The 15,377-nt window shown below is 74.3% G+C and carries 10 protein-coding genes; 7 read left to right on the plus strand and 3 right to left on the minus strand.

Annotation, left to right across the window (positions count from 1 at the left end):
* Nucleotides 1-125: 125 nt before the first annotated feature.
* On the plus strand, nucleotides 126-893 hold the full coding sequence (locus ABZ780_RS14135; protein WP_357011989.1) for a type 1 glutamine amidotransferase: 768 nt from the start codon (nucleotides 126-128) through the stop codon (nucleotides 891-893).
* Nucleotides 893-3,934, plus strand: a complete 3,042-nt coding sequence (locus tag ABZ780_RS14140) for a bifunctional [glutamine synthetase] adenylyltransferase/[glutamine synthetase]-adenylyl-L-tyrosine phosphorylase (RefSeq protein ID WP_357011992.1) — start codon at nucleotides 893-895, stop codon at nucleotides 3,932-3,934. The genes ABZ780_RS14135 and ABZ780_RS14140 overlap by 1 nt, the downstream gene beginning before the upstream one ends.
* Nucleotides 3,935-3,941: 7 nt before the next feature.
* Here ABZ780_RS14140 and ABZ780_RS14145 read toward each other — a convergent pair whose 3' ends face one another.
* Entirely contained in the window at nucleotides 3,942-5,513 is a 1,572-nt protein-coding gene (locus ABZ780_RS14145; protein ID WP_357486208.1) for a hypothetical protein, read from the minus strand.
* A gap of 44 nt (nucleotides 5,514-5,557) precedes the next feature.
* On the opposite strand from ABZ780_RS14145, the gene mptB (ABZ780_RS14150) reads away from it, so the two are divergent.
* The gene (mptB, locus tag ABZ780_RS14150) at nucleotides 5,558-6,958 is read left to right on the plus strand and encodes a polyprenol phosphomannose-dependent alpha 1,6 mannosyltransferase MptB (RefSeq protein WP_357486210.1); all 1,401 of its coding nucleotides are present in this window, start codon (nucleotides 5,558-5,560) and stop codon (nucleotides 6,956-6,958) included.
* 14 nt (nucleotides 6,959-6,972) lie between these two features.
* Entirely contained in the window at nucleotides 6,973-8,454 is a 1,482-nt protein-coding gene (mptB, locus tag ABZ780_RS14155) for a polyprenol phosphomannose-dependent alpha 1,6 mannosyltransferase MptB (protein ID WP_357486211.1), read from the plus strand.
* 604 nt (nucleotides 8,455-9,058) lie between these two features.
* On the opposite strand, the gene glnA is transcribed toward mptB (ABZ780_RS14155), so the two are convergent.
* Nucleotides 9,059-10,483, minus strand: coding sequence for a type I glutamate--ammonia ligase (gene glnA, locus ABZ780_RS14160; RefSeq protein ID WP_357010745.1), 1,425 nt, complete (start codon nucleotides 10,481-10,483; stop codon nucleotides 9,059-9,061).
* 263 nt (nucleotides 10,484-10,746) lie between these two features.
* On the opposite strand from glnA, the gene ABZ780_RS14165 reads away from it, so the two are divergent.
* A complete protein-coding gene (locus tag ABZ780_RS14165) occupies nucleotides 10,747-11,145 on the plus strand; it encodes an RDD family protein (protein ID WP_357010747.1) in 399 nt (132 codons plus the stop codon).
* Nucleotides 11,146-11,279: 134 nt separating this feature from the next.
* Here ABZ780_RS14165 and ABZ780_RS14170 read toward each other — a convergent pair whose 3' ends face one another.
* Entirely contained in the window at nucleotides 11,280-11,966 is a 687-nt protein-coding gene (locus ABZ780_RS14170) for a DUF4191 domain-containing protein (RefSeq protein WP_357010749.1), read from the minus strand.
* Nucleotides 11,967-12,162: 196 nt separating this feature from the next.
* On the opposite strand from ABZ780_RS14170, the gene ABZ780_RS14175 reads away from it, so the two are divergent.
* Both ABZ780_RS14175 and ABZ780_RS14180 read left to right on the plus strand, forming a co-directional pair.
* Entirely contained in the window at nucleotides 12,163-12,333 is a 171-nt protein-coding gene (locus tag ABZ780_RS14175; RefSeq protein WP_357010751.1) for a hypothetical protein, read from the plus strand.
* A gap of 104 nt (nucleotides 12,334-12,437) precedes the next feature.
* Entirely contained in the window at nucleotides 12,438-15,329 is a 2,892-nt protein-coding gene (locus ABZ780_RS14180; protein WP_357486213.1) for an AAA family ATPase, read from the plus strand.
* Nucleotides 15,330-15,377: the final 48 nt, after the last annotated feature.

Raw genomic sequence — 15,377 nt, forward strand, 5'->3', positions numbered from 1 at the left:
CGAACCGGCTGGGCCGCCGGCCGGGACGCCGACCGACCCGCGCCGGGCCGGTGCGTCGGCCGCCGCGCGAACACGACGGGTGGCGCGACTCGGGACATCCGGCGCCCACCGGCTAGCCTCGACGGGTGGCAACCGCGCTGGTGATCGAGAACGACCCGACGGACGACGCGCGCCGGCTGGGTGAGTGGCTGACCGAGGCCGGGCTGGAGCTGTGGGTGGTTCGCCCGCACGCCGGTGACGAGCTCCCCGCCGACCTGGAGGGGTACGCGGCGCTGGTGGTGCTCGGCGGCGACCAGCAGGCGTACCCGCTGCCGGACGGCTCGCCCGGTGCGCCCTGGTTCCCGGCGGTGGAGGGCCTGCTGCGCAAGGCGGTCCGGTACCGGGTGCCCACCCTGGCCGTCTGCCTGGGCGCGCAACTGCTCGCCACCGCGCACGCCGGCCTGGTGGAGCGTAGCCCGTCCGGGCCGGAGATCGGCCCCGGCGTGGTCGGCCGCCGCGACGCCGCCGAGAGTGATCCACTGTTCCGGTACGTGCCGTTGATCCCGGACGTGCTCCAGTGGCACTCCGACGAGATCACCGAGCTGCCCCGGGGCGCCACCCTGCTGGCGGCCTCCACCCGCTACCCGCATCAGGCGTTCCGGCTCGGCGACCGGGCCTGGGGTCTCCAGTTCCACATCGAGTGCGACACCGCGATGATCGCCGACTGGGCCACCGACTCGACCCAGCTCGCCGAGCTGGGCTACGACCCGGAGCTGGTGGTGGCGGCCTGCGACGCGGTGATGGTCGACGTCGAGGAGGTCTGGCAGCCGTTCGCCGCCCGGTTCGCCGCGCTGGCCCTCGGCGAACTGGACGACAGCATGATGCGGCGCGGCCTGCCGCTGCTCGGGCACTGATGAGTCGGCCGACCAGGACGCCCGGGCGGCTCGCGCGCTACGGCTTCGGCGTCGCGGACGGCGACGGTGGGGCACGCGCCGCCGACCTGCTCGGCCCGGACGGGCTGAACCTGTGGCGGCTGGCCGAGCAGGAACCGGTTGACGAGGCGGCCGGGGAGCTGCTCGCCGTGCTGTCCCGGGCCGCCGACCCGGATCTGGCGCTGCGTCAACTGCACCGCATCGTCGAGGCCGAACGTCGCGTCGACGGCGGCACCGAACGCACCGACGGCGTCACCGCCGGGCCAGGGCTGTTGGCGGAGCTGCACACCGACCCCGGGCTGCGGCGGCGACTGATCGCGGTGCTCGGCGCCTCGGCGGCGCTCGGCGATCACCTGGTTGCCCACCCCGAGCACTGCCTGACGTTGCGTACCGCCCCGGACGGGCTCGCGCCGATCGCCGAGGGCCGGCTGGAGCCGACCGACGGTGGCAACCCCGTGGCGGTGCTGCGGACCGCGTACCGGCTGGCGTTGCTGCGGATCGCGGCGGCCGACCTGACCGGCGGGCGCGCCCTGGAACAGACCATGGCCGCGCTGTCCGCGCTGGCTGACGCGACACTGGCCGCAGCGTACGAGATCGCCGTCGCGGAGCTGGCGGACGGCACCGAGCGGCCCCGGCTCGCGGTGGTCGCGATGGGCAAGTGCGGCGGCGGCGAGCTGAACTACGTCTCCGACGTGGACGTCATCTTCGTGGCCGCCGAGGACGTCGACCTGTCCGCCGCGACCCTGGTGGCGACCCGGCTGATCCACATCTGTGGGCTTGTCGCGTGGCCGGTGGACGCCGCGCTGCGCCCCGAGGGCAACCGGGGCCCACTGGTGCGGACCCTCGCCAGTCACCTCGCCTACTACCGGCGGTGGGCGCGCACCTGGGAGTTCCAGGCGCTGCTCAAGGCCCGCCCGGCCGCCGGTGACCTGCCGCTGGCCCAGGAGTGGATCGACCAGCTCGCGCCGCTGGTCTGGCGGGCGGCCGAACGTCCCGAGGCGGTCGAGGACGTCCGCGCGATGCGGCGTCGGATCATCGACCACATCCCGCCGAAGGAGTTGGAACGCGAGATCAAGCGCGGTCCGGGCGGGTTGCGCGACATCGAGTTCGCCGTCCAGTTGCTGCAACTCGTGCACGGTCGCGGTGACGAGACGCTGCGGGCGCCCGGCACCATCCCGGCGCTGCGTGCGCTCGTCGCCGGTGGCTACGTCGGTCGGGCCGACGGCGAGGCGCTGCTGCGCGGCTACCGCTTCCTGCGCAGCGTCGAGCACCGCCTCCAACTACAGGCCCTGCGCCGCACGCACACCGTGCCCACCGAGCCGGGCGCGCTGCGCTGGCTCGCCGCCGCGCTGGGCTTCACGGCCGCGCCGGGGCGCAGCGCCGTGGAGAGCTTCCGGGCCGAGTGGGTCACCCACGCCGCAGAGGTACGACGGCTGCACGCCAAACTGCTCTACCGGCCGCTGCTGGAGTCGGTGGCCCGGGTGCCGGCCGACGGGCTGCGGCTCACCCCGGAGGCGGCCAGGCACCGGCTGGAGATCCTCGGCTTCGCCGACCCGGCCGGGGCGCTGCGCCACCTGCAGGCGCTCACCGGCGGGGTGAGTCGCACGGCGGCCATCCAGCGGACCCTGCTGCCGGTGCTGCTCAGCGAGTTCGCTGACGCGCCGGAGCCGGACCGGGGGCTGCTCAACTACCGCAAGGTCTCCGACAAGCTGGGCAGCACCCCCTGGTACCTGCGGCTGCTGCGCGACGGCGGCCCGGTCGCCCGGCGGCTCGCCCGGGTCCTCGCCCTGTCCCGGTACGTCGCCGACCTGCTCGCCCGGGACCCGGAGGCGCTGCGGCTGCTGGCCGAGGAGAACGAGCTGGCGCCGCGCCCGCGCGAGGTCCTCCGGGAGGGTTTCCTGGCGGCGGCGGCCCGGCACACCGATCCGGTCGAGGCAACCCGGGCGGTACGCGCGCTGCGCTGCCGGGAGCTGGTCCGGGTGGCCTGCGCCGACGTGCTCTGCCGGGCGGGCGCGCTCGCACCCACCCCCACCGGGCCGGACGGCGCGAACCGGCCCGCCCCGGGGCTGGCCGACATCACCGGGGTGGGGACAGCGCTCGCCGACGTCACCGACGCCACCCTGGCCGCCGCGTTGCGCGCCGCCCGGGCCAGCCAGTCGGCGCCCTCCGGGCTGCGGTTCGCGGTGATCGGCGTGGGACGGCTCGGCGGGTACGAGTCGAACTACCTCTCCGACGCCGACGTGCTCTTCGTCTACGACGCGCCCGCCGGCAGCGGCGACGGCGCGGCCAGCGCCGCCGCGCACGCGATCGCCGAGGAGCTGCGCCGGCTGCTCGGCGTGCCCGCCCCCGACCCGCCGCTGGGCGTCGACGCCGACCTGCGCCCCGAGGGCCGGCAGGGTCCGCTGGTGCGCAGCCTCGCCGCCTACGCGCAGTACTACGCCCGCTGGTCGCGGGTGTGGGAGGCGCAGGCGCTGCTGCGCGCCCGGTTCGTCTGCGGTGACGCCGACCTGGGCGCCGAGTTCGAGGCGATGATCGACCCGGTGCGCTACCCGGCCGACGGGCTGACCCGCGAGCAGGTCGTCGAGATCCGCCGGATCAAGGCCCGGGTGGAGACCGAACGGCTGCCCCGGGGCGCCGACCCGGCCACCCACACCAAGCTGGGCCGCGGTGGGCTGGCCGACGTGGAGTGGGCGGTGCAGCTCGTCCAGCTCCGGCACGCGGGGGCCGTCCCGGCGCTGCGTGGCACGCGTACCCTCGACGCCCTCGCGGCCGCCGAGCGGGCCGGCCTGATCGACCCGGCGGACGCCGCGGAGATGGCCGCCGGATGGTCCCTGGCCGCGCAGGTCCGCAACGCGCTGATGCTGGTGCGCGGCCGGGACGGCGACCAACTGCCCCGGCACGGGGTGGAGTTGGCCGGGGTCGTCCGGCTGCTCGGCCGCGACGACCCGGGGGAGTTCCTCGACGAGTACCTGCGCGTCGGCCGCCGCTCCCGCGCCGCCGTCCAACGCGTCCTGGAGGCGTAGGGCCCTCTCAGCTGCCGAGGGTGTACTCGCCGGGGCGGGGGACCGTGACGGTGGTCCAGTCGCCGTCGGCGGTGACGGTGGCGCCACCGGACGCGGCCAGCCAGCGGCTGTGCCGGACCCGGACCGCCACCGGGCCGGCGGCCGGTGCCCGGAAGGTCACCGCCGCGCCGTCGGCGCGGACCAGTTCGGCGGGTGCGGCGACCAGCGGCGTCGGGTCGGCCACCGCCCAGACCCGCCAGTGCGCGCCCGACCAGACCGGCGTCAGGTACGGCAGCCCGCCCTCCACCAGCTCCGCCTCGGCCCGCCCCACCCAGGACAGGGGTGCGTCCGGCACGGCCACGAACTGCACGGCGTTCTCCGCCAGCCAGGCCCGGTAGGTGGCCGCGGTCAGCGGTACGCCGGTGCCGTCCGCGCCGGGCACCGTCGTGAAGAACAGCGGGTTGCGGTCGATGTCGGCCTGCCGCAGCCACCCCCGGGCGAGCGGCACCTCACCCAGCCGGGCCGCCTCCCAGTAGTTGCGCGTCGGCGGCACCTCGACCCGGCCGGTGACCCGCTGCCCGGCGAGGAACGCGCGCAGCGGCGCGTGGTAGCCGGGCGCGCTTGTCGGATCGCCGATGCCCCGCAGGTCGGCGGGGACCACCGGCGGCTGCCAGACGCAGACCGCCACCAGCAGCGCGGCCAGACCGACGCCCCCGACGAGCCGGGCGCGGGCGGGTCGTGCCGCCCGTGGGGCCAGCCAGGCCGGCGGGCGGGCGGCAGCGGCCAGCACCGGCAGCGCGAACATCGTCGCCAGCCGGCTCGCGTTCAACCCGACCGGCGTGTGCACCAGGGCGGCGGCGAGCACCCCGGCGGCGGAGAGCAGCGCGCCGAACCGCACCGGCCGGTACGCCACCAACGCGGCCACCACCAGACTGGTCAGCGTCGCGCGCACCGTGTCGGTGCGGCTGATGTTCATCCAACCGCCGTCGCCGAAGAACAGCGCCGTCGCGGCGAGCGGCACGGCCGCCGCGACGCCGAGCGCCAAGCCGTCGGCGTACCGGCGGCTGAGCAGCAGCGCGACACCCGCGAGGCCGACGAAGAGGCCCGCCACCGGGCTCGTCGCCGAGGCCAGCAGCGCGCCGGCGGCGGCCAGCCCGATCCTTCGACCCGGGGGTACGCCCCGAGTCAGCGCGAGCAGCGCGGCCAGCCCGAACGCCACACCCAGGGCGTAGGTGACCCGGCCGGAGACCAGGTTGCCGGCCAGCGTGACCACCCCGACCAGGCTGCCCAGCAGCGGCCGGGGCACCGGGCTGCGAACCAGCAGCGCGGCAAGCGCGGCGGCCGACGCCACCAGCGCCAGGGCGCCGGTCACCCGCACGCCGAGCAGCGCCATCACCGGCTGGGACACCAGGCTGTAGCCGAACTGCTGCACCCCGCCGTACCAGCGCAGATCGACCGGAGTGGGACCGTGCGCGGCGAAGAAGTCCGCCCGTGCGACCTGCGCGGCGAGGTCCGAACCCATCAGCGGCAGAGCCAGCCAGAGCGCGCCGAGCACGGCGGCGGCACCGGTGGACACCGCCACCACCCGACTGCGCCGCATGCCCACCTCCGTACCGCGACCACCGTACTGGCAGCATGTCCGGCGTGCCTCACCACCTCGCGCGTTGGACCGGACTGGCAGGATCAGCCCTGCTCGCCGTCGCCGCGTTCCTCGGCGGCGCCCTGCCCGACTCACCCCTGCGGCCCACCCCGGTAAGCATCTGGCAGGGCCCGAACGGGCCGCTGGTGATCGCCACCTGGCTGGTCGGTACCGGGCTGATGGCGTACGCCTGGTGGGCGCTGCGCGACGGCGTGCCGTCGACCCGCTGGGCGCTGGTCACCGTCGGGCTGTGGCTGCTGCCGCTGCTGATCGCGCCGCCGCTGGCCAGCCGAGACGTCTACGCGTACGCCTGCCAGGGCGCCAGCTACGCCGCTGGGCTCAACCCCTACGAGCAGGGCGTCTCCGTGCTGCCCTGCCCCTGGCTGGACAGCATCTCCTACATCTGGCGGGACACCCCGGCACCGTACGGGCCGCTGTTCGTGGTGCTGTCCGGCGCGGTGGTGAAGGCCACCGGATCGCTGACCGCCGCGATCGTGGCGTTCCGGCTGATCGCGGTGGCGGGGGTGGCGCTGACCGCGGTCAGTCTGCCGGTGCTGGCGCGACGGGCCGGCGTACCGGCCGGTCGGGCGGTCTGGCTGACGCTGGCCTGCCCGCTGGTCGCCGTGCACCTCGTCGCCGGCGCGCACAACGACGCCCTGATGGTCGGCCTGCTGGTCGCCGGGCTGGCCCTGATCGCGTCCCGGCCCGGCCGCCCCGGCCCGCTGCTCGCCGGTGGGGCGCTGCTCGGCCTGGCTGCCGCGATCAAGGTGACCGCGCTGGTCGTGGTGCCGTTCGCCGCGCTGGCCGCGATCGTCGGCGGGTACTCGATCCGAGCGCTGATCCGGCACGGCGGGTGGGTGGTCGGCAGTTCGATCGCCGTCGTGGCCGGCGTGACAGTCGCCGCCGGGCTGGACTTCGGCTGGGTCGGTGGGCTGGCCCGGGGTGGCGACGTGATCGCCTGGACGTCGCCGTCCACCGCCGTCGGGCAGACCGTCGGCTACCTGGCGGTGCCGTTCGGCGGGCACATCGACGCGCTGCCGGTCACCCGGGCGATCGGCATGGCGGTGCTGGCGGTGCTGCTGGTCTGGCTCTGGTGGCGGGCCCGCACCCGGGAGCCACTGTGGCACGCCGGCCTGGCGCTGGCCGCCACGGTCGCCCTCGCGCCGCTGTTCCACCCCTGGTACTGGATCTGGCCGCTGGCCGTGCTGGCGGCGACCGCCCGACGGACCGGCTGGTTCACCGTGATCGCCCTGGTGTCGTCGTTCCTGGTGCTGCCCGACGGCACGGGCCTGCCCCGGTTCACCAAGTCCGTCGGTGCGCCACTGATGACGCTGTTGGTGATCGTGCTGGTCGTCCGGTTGGTACGGTCGGCTCGGGCGGCCCGTCAGCCGGTCGCCGCCGACTGAGGGAAGGTGCGCCGGTGACCGCTCCCGGCGCACCCCCGCCGCCGGCTGGTCCACAGATCCCACGCCTCGCCCGGTACGTGGGGCTGGCCGGCGCGGTCCTGCTGGCCGTCGCCGGGTATCTCGGCGGTGCGCTGCCTGACTCCCCGCTGGGCGCGACGCCGACGTCGATCTGGCGAGCCCCGGGTGGCCCGGCGACGCTGATCTGCTGGCTGGTCGGCACCGCGCTGCTGGTCGGCGCGTGGTGGTCGCTGCGCGAGGGGGCGCCGTCGACCCGCTGGGCGTACGTCACCGCTGGGCTGTGGATGCTGCCGCTGCTGGTCGCGCCGCCGCTGGGCAGCCGGGACGTCTACTCGTACGCCTGCCAGGGCTGGACGTACGCGCACGGCGTCGACCCGTACGCGACGTCTGTGGCGGCGGCGGGCTGTCCGTGGCTGGACACGGTGGCGCCGATCTGGCGGGACACCCCGGCACCGTACGGGCCGCTGTTCGTGCTGCTCGCGGCGCTCGCGGTCGGCCTCGGCGGCGGGCTCACCGGAACGGCCGTCGCGCTGCGGGTGATCGCCGTGGCGGGGCTGCTGCTGGCCGCGCTCTGCCTGCCCGGCCTGGCCCGGGCGGCCGGGGTGCCGACCCGGCGGGCAGCCTGGCTGGCATTGGCCAGCCCGCTGGTCGGAGTGCACCTGGTGGCCGGGGCGCACAACGACGCGCTGATGCTCGGGCTGCTGCTGTGCGGCCTGCTGATTGTGGTCCGCCGACCGGGCCGGCCGTCGGCGTTGCTGTTCGCCGGAGCGCTGCTCGGGCTCGCGGTGACGGTGAAGGCCAGTGCCGTGGTGGTGGCGCCGTTCGCCGCGCTGGCTGCCGTGCACGGTCGCTACACCGTACGGGCGCTGCTGCGTGACGGCGGCTGGCTGGCCGGCGGGCTGCTCGCCGCGCTGCTGGTCGCCTCGGCGGTGTCCGGACTCGGCTTCGGCTGGGTCGGTGGGTTGACCCACAGCGGGGACTCCGAGCAGTGGACGTCGCCGCCCACCGCCGTCGGCCTGGTGGCGGACTACGCGGGCGCGCTGGTCGGTCGGGACCCACAGGCCGTGCCGGTGGTCCGGGCGACCGCGCTGCTGCTGCTCGCCGGGGTGCTGGTGGTGCTCTGGTGGCGGGGCTGGCAGGCGCTGCGCGCGTTGAACGACGTCCGGCAGTGGGTGACCCGGATCGAGGCGGCACGCCCCCGGGTGGCGCTGCACGGCGCGGCGCTGGCGCTGGTCGCCACCGTCGTTCTGTCCCCGGTCTTCCACCCCTGGTACGCCACCTGGCCCCTGGCCCTGCTCGCGCTCACCGCATCTCGGACGACGTGGTTCGTGCTGCCGGCCTCTGCGGCGGCCTTCCTCGCCCTACCCGACGGCACCAACCTGGCCCGCTTCACCAAGGCCCCCGGCGCCCTGGCGATGACCGCCCTGCTCCTGGTGCTGCTCCTGCTGCGCGTCCGCCCGCGCCGCCCGCACCGCTGATGCGCCCCGCACCGCTGATGCGCCCCGCACCGCTGATGCGCCCCGCACCGCTGATGCGCCCCGCGCCGCCGATGCTCCCCGCGCCGCTCGCACCGCTCGCATCGCTGATGCTCCCCGCGCTGCCGCCCGCCCCGCCGATGGTGCCCGTGCCGCCGATGGTGCCCGCAGCGTCCGTGCCGCCGATGCTCCCTGCGGTGCCGCCCGCCCCGCCGCGCCGCCGACGGTGCCCGTGCCGCCGAAGGTGCCGATGGTGCCCGCGCTAGCCGCGACCCGCGCCAGCGCCGGTGATCAAGCGGCTTGGCGGCTGTGCAAAACGGACAAAATGTCTCCCTAGTTGCGTGTCCAACGCAGCCCACGGTCATGATCGTGCTTGATCCAGGATCGAGTGGTGTCGGCGCGTCGGTGAGGCCACTACATCGTGGATCGAGCACGATCTTGGCGCAGGGGCGCAGGGGCGCAGGGGCGCAGGGGCGCAGGGGCGCAGGGGCGCAGGGGCGCAGGGGCGCAGGGGCGCAGGGGCGCAGGGGCGCAGGGCGCGGAAACGGCTGGGCCGGCTCCGCGACACGCGGAGCCGGCCCAGCCGGTGAATCGAGTGAGTGACTGCTCAGCAGTCGTAGTACATGGCGAACTCGTGCGGGGTCGGGCGCAGACGCACCGGGTCGACCTCGTTGGCGCGCTTCCACTCGACCCAGGTGGAGATCAGGTCGGGGGTGAAGACGCCACCGTCGAGCAGGTAGTCGTGGTCGGCCTCCAGCGAGTCGAGCACGGCCGACAACGAGCCCGGCACCTGCTTGACGTCGCCCCACTCCTCCGGCGGGAGGTCGTAGAGGTCCTTGTCGATCGGCGTCGGCGGCTCGATCTTGCTCTTGATGCCGTCCAGGCCGGCCATCATCATCGCCGAGAAGGCGAGGTAGACGTTGGCCGACGGGTCCGGCACGCGGAACTCGACGCGCTTGGCCTTCGGGTTGCTGCCGGTCACCGGGATGCGGGTGCAGGCGGAGCGGTTGCGCTGCGAGTAGACCAGGTTGACCGGCGCCTCGAAGCCCGGCACCAGGCGACGGTACGAGTTGACCGTCGGGTTGGTGAAGGCCAGCAGCGACGGCGCGTGGTGCAGCAGACCACCGATGTACCAGCGGGCCATGTCGGACAGGCCCGCGTAGCCGGTCTCGTCGTAGAAGAGCGGCTCACCGTTGAGCCACAGGCTCTGGTGGGTGTGCATGCCGGAGCCGTTGTCGCCGAAGAGCGGCTTGGGCATGAAGGTGGCGGTCTTGCCGTTGGCCCAGGCCTCGTTCTTCACGATGTACTTGAAGAGCTGAAGCTGGTCGGCGGCGTGCAGCAGCGTCGAGAACCTGTAGTTGATCTCGGACTGGCCGGCGGTGCCCACCTCGTGGTGCGAGCGCTCCACGGTGAAGCCGCCGTCGACGAGCCGGCGCACGATCGAGTCGCGCAGGTCGGCGTAGTGGTCGACCGGCGGCACCGGGAAGTAGCCGCCCTTGTACGCGGTCTTGTAACCGCGGTTGCCGCCCGCCTCTTCGCGGCCGGTGTTCCAGGCGCCCTCGATCGAGTCGATGTAGTAGAACGACTGGTGCGCCGACGTCTCGTGGCGGATCGAGTCGAAGATGTAGAACTCCGCCTCGGCGCCGAAGTAGGCGGTGTCGGCGATGCCGCTCGCCGCCAGGTACGCCTCGGCCTTCTTCGCGACATTGCGCGGGTCGCGGGTGTAGGCCTCACGGGTGAACGGGTCGTGAATGAAGAAGTTGAGGGCGAGGGTCTTCTGCGCCCGGAACGGATCGATGAAAGCGGTGGCGACATCCGGGAGCAGGAGCATGTCCGACTCGTGGATCGCCTGGAAACCGCGGATCGACGAGCCGTCGAACGCGAGGCCGTCGGTGAAGAGGTCGTCGTTGACAGACTCGACCGGCAGGTTGAAGTGCTGCATCACGCCGGGCAGGTCACAGAAACGAACGTCGACGAACTTCACGTCCTCGTTCTTGAGGTATCGCAGCAGTTCCTCGGGATTGGCGAACACACATCCTCCTGGCACGTCCAACGGGGTGGCTAGGCTTTCGGCGACGCTATGGCCGGGGGGTTGCCCGGCCATGTCTCCTGTGTTTCTGCCGTGTTACGTCACTCCCTGAGTGTCAGCAACACTCCTGTTCACGCACTCAGTCCGCGTGATTCACGGTACCGGCTGTGCCAGTGTAATGACATCTGATGCCAATAGCCCGATTCGGCACGCAGTGGTGGCGGCACTCGTAGGACTGATTCCTGACGCGGATACCCTTGATCACTGTGACCAATCCGCACGCCCCGGCAGCGCCGGCCAACGACCCCACCTTCACCCCACCGACTCTGGGACGACGGTTCGGGGCGCTGATCATCGACTGGGTGCTCTGCCTGCTGGTGGCCAACATCTTCGCCGACCCGGTGCGCGACGGCTGGGCGCCGGTGCTGGTGCTGGTGCTGGAGTACGCCATCTTCCTCGGCCTGTTCGCGCAGACGCCGGGCATGTACATCACGAAGATCCGTTGCGTGAACTGGTTCAACGGGGGCCGGATCGGGCTGCTCCGGGCGCTGGGCCGGGGAGTGCTGCTGGCCCTGGTCGTTCCCGCGCTGATCATGGACGAGCACCGTCGCGGCCTGCACGACCGGCTCACCGACTCGGTCATCGTCGACGCGCCCCGCCCCTGACCCCGCGAGGGCGGTGCCGCCGACGAGAGCACGCAGGTTCGTGACTCCGCCGGGGCGGGCTTGGGTGCCCGGGTGCAACGCGCAAGAGCCGGGCCCGTGCGGGGCCCGGCTCTTTGAGGCGTACGGCGTGGGTGTCAGCGCCGCGACTGGCGGAACGAGCCGCCCGGAGGCCGCATGTTCTTCGGGATCGCGCCCTTGGGCATCTGTGGCCGCGCGGTGAGCGCCTTGAGCCGCTTGTCCAGCGCGTTGACGTCCTTGCCGCTGAGCGCGCGGGGCAGCCGCAGCAGCGTGGTCCGCAGCTTGCGGATCGGCAGCTCGCCCTCTTCCTGCCCGATCACGTAGTCGTGCAGGGGGGCGGAGCCGATCACCTTGGCCAGCCGCCGCTTCTCCTGCCCGAGCAGGCCGCGCACCCGCTGCGGGTTGCCCTCGGCCAGCAGGATCACGCCGGCCCGGCCGATCACCAGGTGGACCATGTCCATCTGGGTGGTCGAACTGACGGCCGGGGTCACCCGCCAGTCGCCGCGCATGTTCTCCATGATCTGCGCCGCCGCGCCGGGTTGTCCCTCGGCGGCGTTCATCATCGCCTTGTTGGACCGCAGGTTCAGCACGATCAGCACCGCGAGCAGGATGAACATGATGCCTAGCGGCAGCCAGATCCAGCTCCAGAGGATGACCGCGACCACGGTGAGGGCGAGGGGGATGAGCACCGCGGCGGCGACCAGTGGCGCGAACCACCGATCCTGCTTGGCGGTGAACTTGAACACCATCCCGATCTGCTTCAGCCGCTGGCCGAACGAGACCTTCTCCTGGGGCTTTGCCATGCCGCCGAGTCTAGTGGTCGCCGTCGGCCTCGTTGATCCGCGTCCGGCTGAGTACCTTACGTCGCCTCAGCCACCCGGACCGGGCGGGTAAGGAGGGTGCTGCCGAGGAAGATGAGGCGCTGTGCCCATGCCCGGCGGGGGCCTTCGCGCGAAGAGTCGTCAGCAGAAGGACGACGACGCTACGAAGGAGCCCGACATGTTCGGCAACGACGCGGATTTCCTGCTCTCCCTGCACCGTATCCATGCCGCTGAGCTGCGCGCCGAGGCCGCCGCGGACCGGCTCGCCCGGTCGGTGCCGGCCCGCCCCGGCCGCACCTGGCTGGGCCGCCGCCAGCACGCTGGCCGCACCGGCGACGAGCGGCGGTGACCGCGACCGTCGGGCCCGCGCCGCCCGATCAGGCGCGACCCACCCCGGCGCACCGGCTGATCGGCCAAGCCGGCGGTCGGGCCGGTCATGGCATGCTCGATCCTGTGACCGTACGTGCCGCGAGTTCCGTTCTCGTCGGGCGCCAGCGCGAGATCGCGGCGCTGCGGGCCGCGCTGGGTCGCGCCCGCGCGGGCGAGCCGGCCACGGTGCTGGTCGGTGGCGAGGCGGGAGTGGGCAAGACCCGGCTGCTGGAGGAGTTCGCCGACTCGGCCACCGGCGGTGGAGCGCGGGTGCTGGTGGGCCAGTGCCTGGAGTTGGGCGAGGCGGGCCTGCCGTTCGCCCCGTTCGCCGCCGCCCTGCGCGCGGTGCTGCGTGCCGACGGCGCCGAGGTCTTCGCCGGTTACGAGGCGGACTTCGCCCGGCTGCTGCCGGAGCTGGGCCGTGCTTCGTCCGCGCTGGCCGAGCCGAGCACCCGACTGCTGACCGACGCCCCGCGCGGATACCTGTTCGACCTGGTCGCCGAGCTGTTCCAGCGGCTCGCCGACGCCCGTCCGCTGGTGCTGGTGATCGAGGATCTGCACTGGGCGGACCGCTCCACCCGGGATCTGATCGGTTTCCTGGTTCGGGCGGCCCGGCCGGGCCGGCTGCTGTTGGTCTGCACCTACCGCACGGACGAGTTGCAGCGTGGCCATCCGCTGCGACCGTTCCTGGCCGAACTGGACCGGGCGCGCGGCGTCGAGCGCGTCGAGCTTGGCCGGCTGGACCGCGACGGCACCCGCGCGATCCTCGCCGACCTGCTCGGCGCCGAACCGGCCGCCCGTGCCGTCGACGACATCCACGACCGTACCCACGGCAACCCCTTCTTCATCGAGGAGCTGGCGGTGGCCGGCGACCCGCTCGGCTGCGCGGCGCTGCCCGAGACGCTGCGCGATCTGCTGCTGACCCGGGTGGACCGGCTGCCCGACCCGGCCCAGCGGGTGCTGCGGATCGCCGCGGCGGGCGGCACCCGGTTCGCCCACGACCTGCTCGCCGAGGTCGCGGAGCTGCCCGAGGGCGAGCTGGAGGACGCGTTGCGCGCCGCCGTCGCCGCGCAGTTGGTGGTGGCCGACCCGGACGGTGACTACGAGTTCCGGCACGCGTTGGTCCGCGAGGCCGTACACGACGAGCTGCTGCCCGGCGAACATGCCCGGCTGCACGCCCGTTTCGCCGCCGCGATCGAGGCCCAGCCACACCTGGTCGCCGCCGGGCGCGCCCCGGCCGAGATCGCCCACCACTGGTACGCCGCGCACCACCACTCGCGCGCCCTGGTCGCCGCGCGGGTCGCGGCCTGCGCCGCCGCCGACCGGTACGCGTACGCCGAGCAGCGCCGGTTGCTGGAGCGGGCGTTGGAGCTGTGGGAGTTGGTGCCCGACGCCGCCGACCTGCTCGGCATGGACCATCTGGCGCTCCTGGAGCAGACTCTGGACGCCGCCGTCACGGCCGGTGACTTCAGCCGGGCCATCACGTTGACCCGGGCCGGTCTGGCCGAAGTGGACGCCGATGCGACACCGCTGCGCGCCGCCCGCCTACTGGACCAGCGGGGCCGGCTGCTGGCGTTGCTCGGCAAGAGCGACGGCCGCCGGGAGTTGGGTGAGGCGTACCGGCTGGCAGCCGCCGGCCCGTTCGGGGTGGAGCGGGTCCGGCTGCTCGCCGACATCGCCGCCCACCTCGTCAAGATCGATCCTGAGCAGGCGACGCGGGTGGCCGCCGAGGCGGGTACGGATGCCGAGGCGCTCGGCGAGGAGCTGGCCCTGCTGCCGACGCGGATCGCCCTGCTCTGCCACGTCGAGCGGGAGCGCGGGCTGGCCGAGCTGGACCGGGCCGAGGCCGTCGCCCGGGCGGCCGGGGACACGTCGGCCCTCGTGCTCGCCAAGGTGTTCCAGTCGGACGTGCTGTGCGAGCTGGGCCGCTACGTCGAATCCGCCGAGGCGGCCGAGGCCGGGGTGGCCGAGGCGCGTCGGGTGGGGATCAGCCGCTCGACCGGGGCGTACCTGCTGTCCAACCGGGCCGAGGCGCTCATCGCCCTCGGCCGGTGGGACGAGGCCGAGGCGGTGTGCGCGGAGGCCGCCCGGATCGACCTTTCGGGCGTAACCGGGCTGCACTGGCTCCAGTTGGGCGCCGGGCTGCGGCTGGCCCGTGGGCACCCGGGCGCCGACGAGCTGGTCGGCCGGGCACTGGCCTTCCTGGGCCGGCCCTACCTCTGGCCAAACCACCGGCTGCCCCTGCACGAGCTGGCGATCGAGGCGGCGTTGGCCGCCGACGACAAGGTCGAGGCGGTCCGCGCGACTCGCGTCGCGCTGGCCGACGAGTGTCTGCCGCAACTGCCTCGCGAGGGCTGGCCGGTGCTGAGCGCCGCCGCGCGTACCGCCGCCCGGGTGGGTGACCGGGAGCTGGCCGCGGCCGTCGCCGCCCTCGCCGCCGGTCTGCCGGCCCGGCACCCGGCCGCGCGGGCGCACGCCGCCCAGGTCACCGCCCTGCTGGCCGCCGGCGACCAGGGGCTGCCGGCGTGGCGGGCGGCGGTGGCCGCGTGGCGCGCCGACGGGCAGCCGTACCCGCTCGGTCGGGCTTTGCTGGCGCTGGCCGAGGCGGCTGCCGCCGCGGGCGAGCGGGACGAGGTGTCGGCCGCGGTCACCGAGGCCGCGGAGATCGCGCGGCGGCTGGGTGCGGCACCCCTGGCCGAGACGGCCGCGACCCTGGCGCGCCGGGTCGGCCTGCGCGGGGCGGGCCCGGCCGGGCCCGGCACCGACCTGCTGACCGCCCGGGAACGGGAGGTGCTGCTCCTGGTCGCCGAGGGGCACAGCAACAGTCAGATCGCCGGGCGGCTGTTCATCTCCCCGAAGACGGCAAGCGTGCACGTCTCCCGGATCATCGCCAAGCTGGGCGTGACCAACCGGGTCGAGGCCGCCGCCCTGGCCCACCGGCTGGGCCTGCTCGGCGAGCCCGCCGTGCCCCGCTGACGGGCCGTGTCGAGCGCGCCGTACCCCCGCTGACGAGCCGTACCCGAC

It is taken from the genome of Micromonospora sp. NPDC047467 (assembly GCF_040643095.1).
Taxonomy (GTDB): domain Bacteria; phylum Actinomycetota; class Actinomycetes; order Mycobacteriales; family Micromonosporaceae; genus Micromonospora.

Bases quoted from the DNA above. Each gene is read 5' to 3' on its own strand.
- ABZ780_RS14140 (WP_357011992.1), top strand. From the start codon at position 893: ATGAGTCGGCCGACCAGGACGCCCGGGCGGCTCGCGCGCTACGGCTTC.
- ABZ780_RS14145 (WP_357486208.1), bottom strand. From the start codon at position 5,513: ATGCGGCGCAGTCGGGTGGTGGCGGTGTCCACCGGTGCCGCCGCCGTG.
- ABZ780_RS14170 (WP_357010749.1), bottom strand. From the start codon at position 11,966: ATGGCAAAGCCCCAGGAGAAGGTCTCGTTCGGCCAGCGGCTGAAGCAG.
- ABZ780_RS14175 (WP_357010751.1), top strand. From the start codon at position 12,163: ATGTTCGGCAACGACGCGGATTTCCTGCTCTCCCTGCACCGTATCCAT.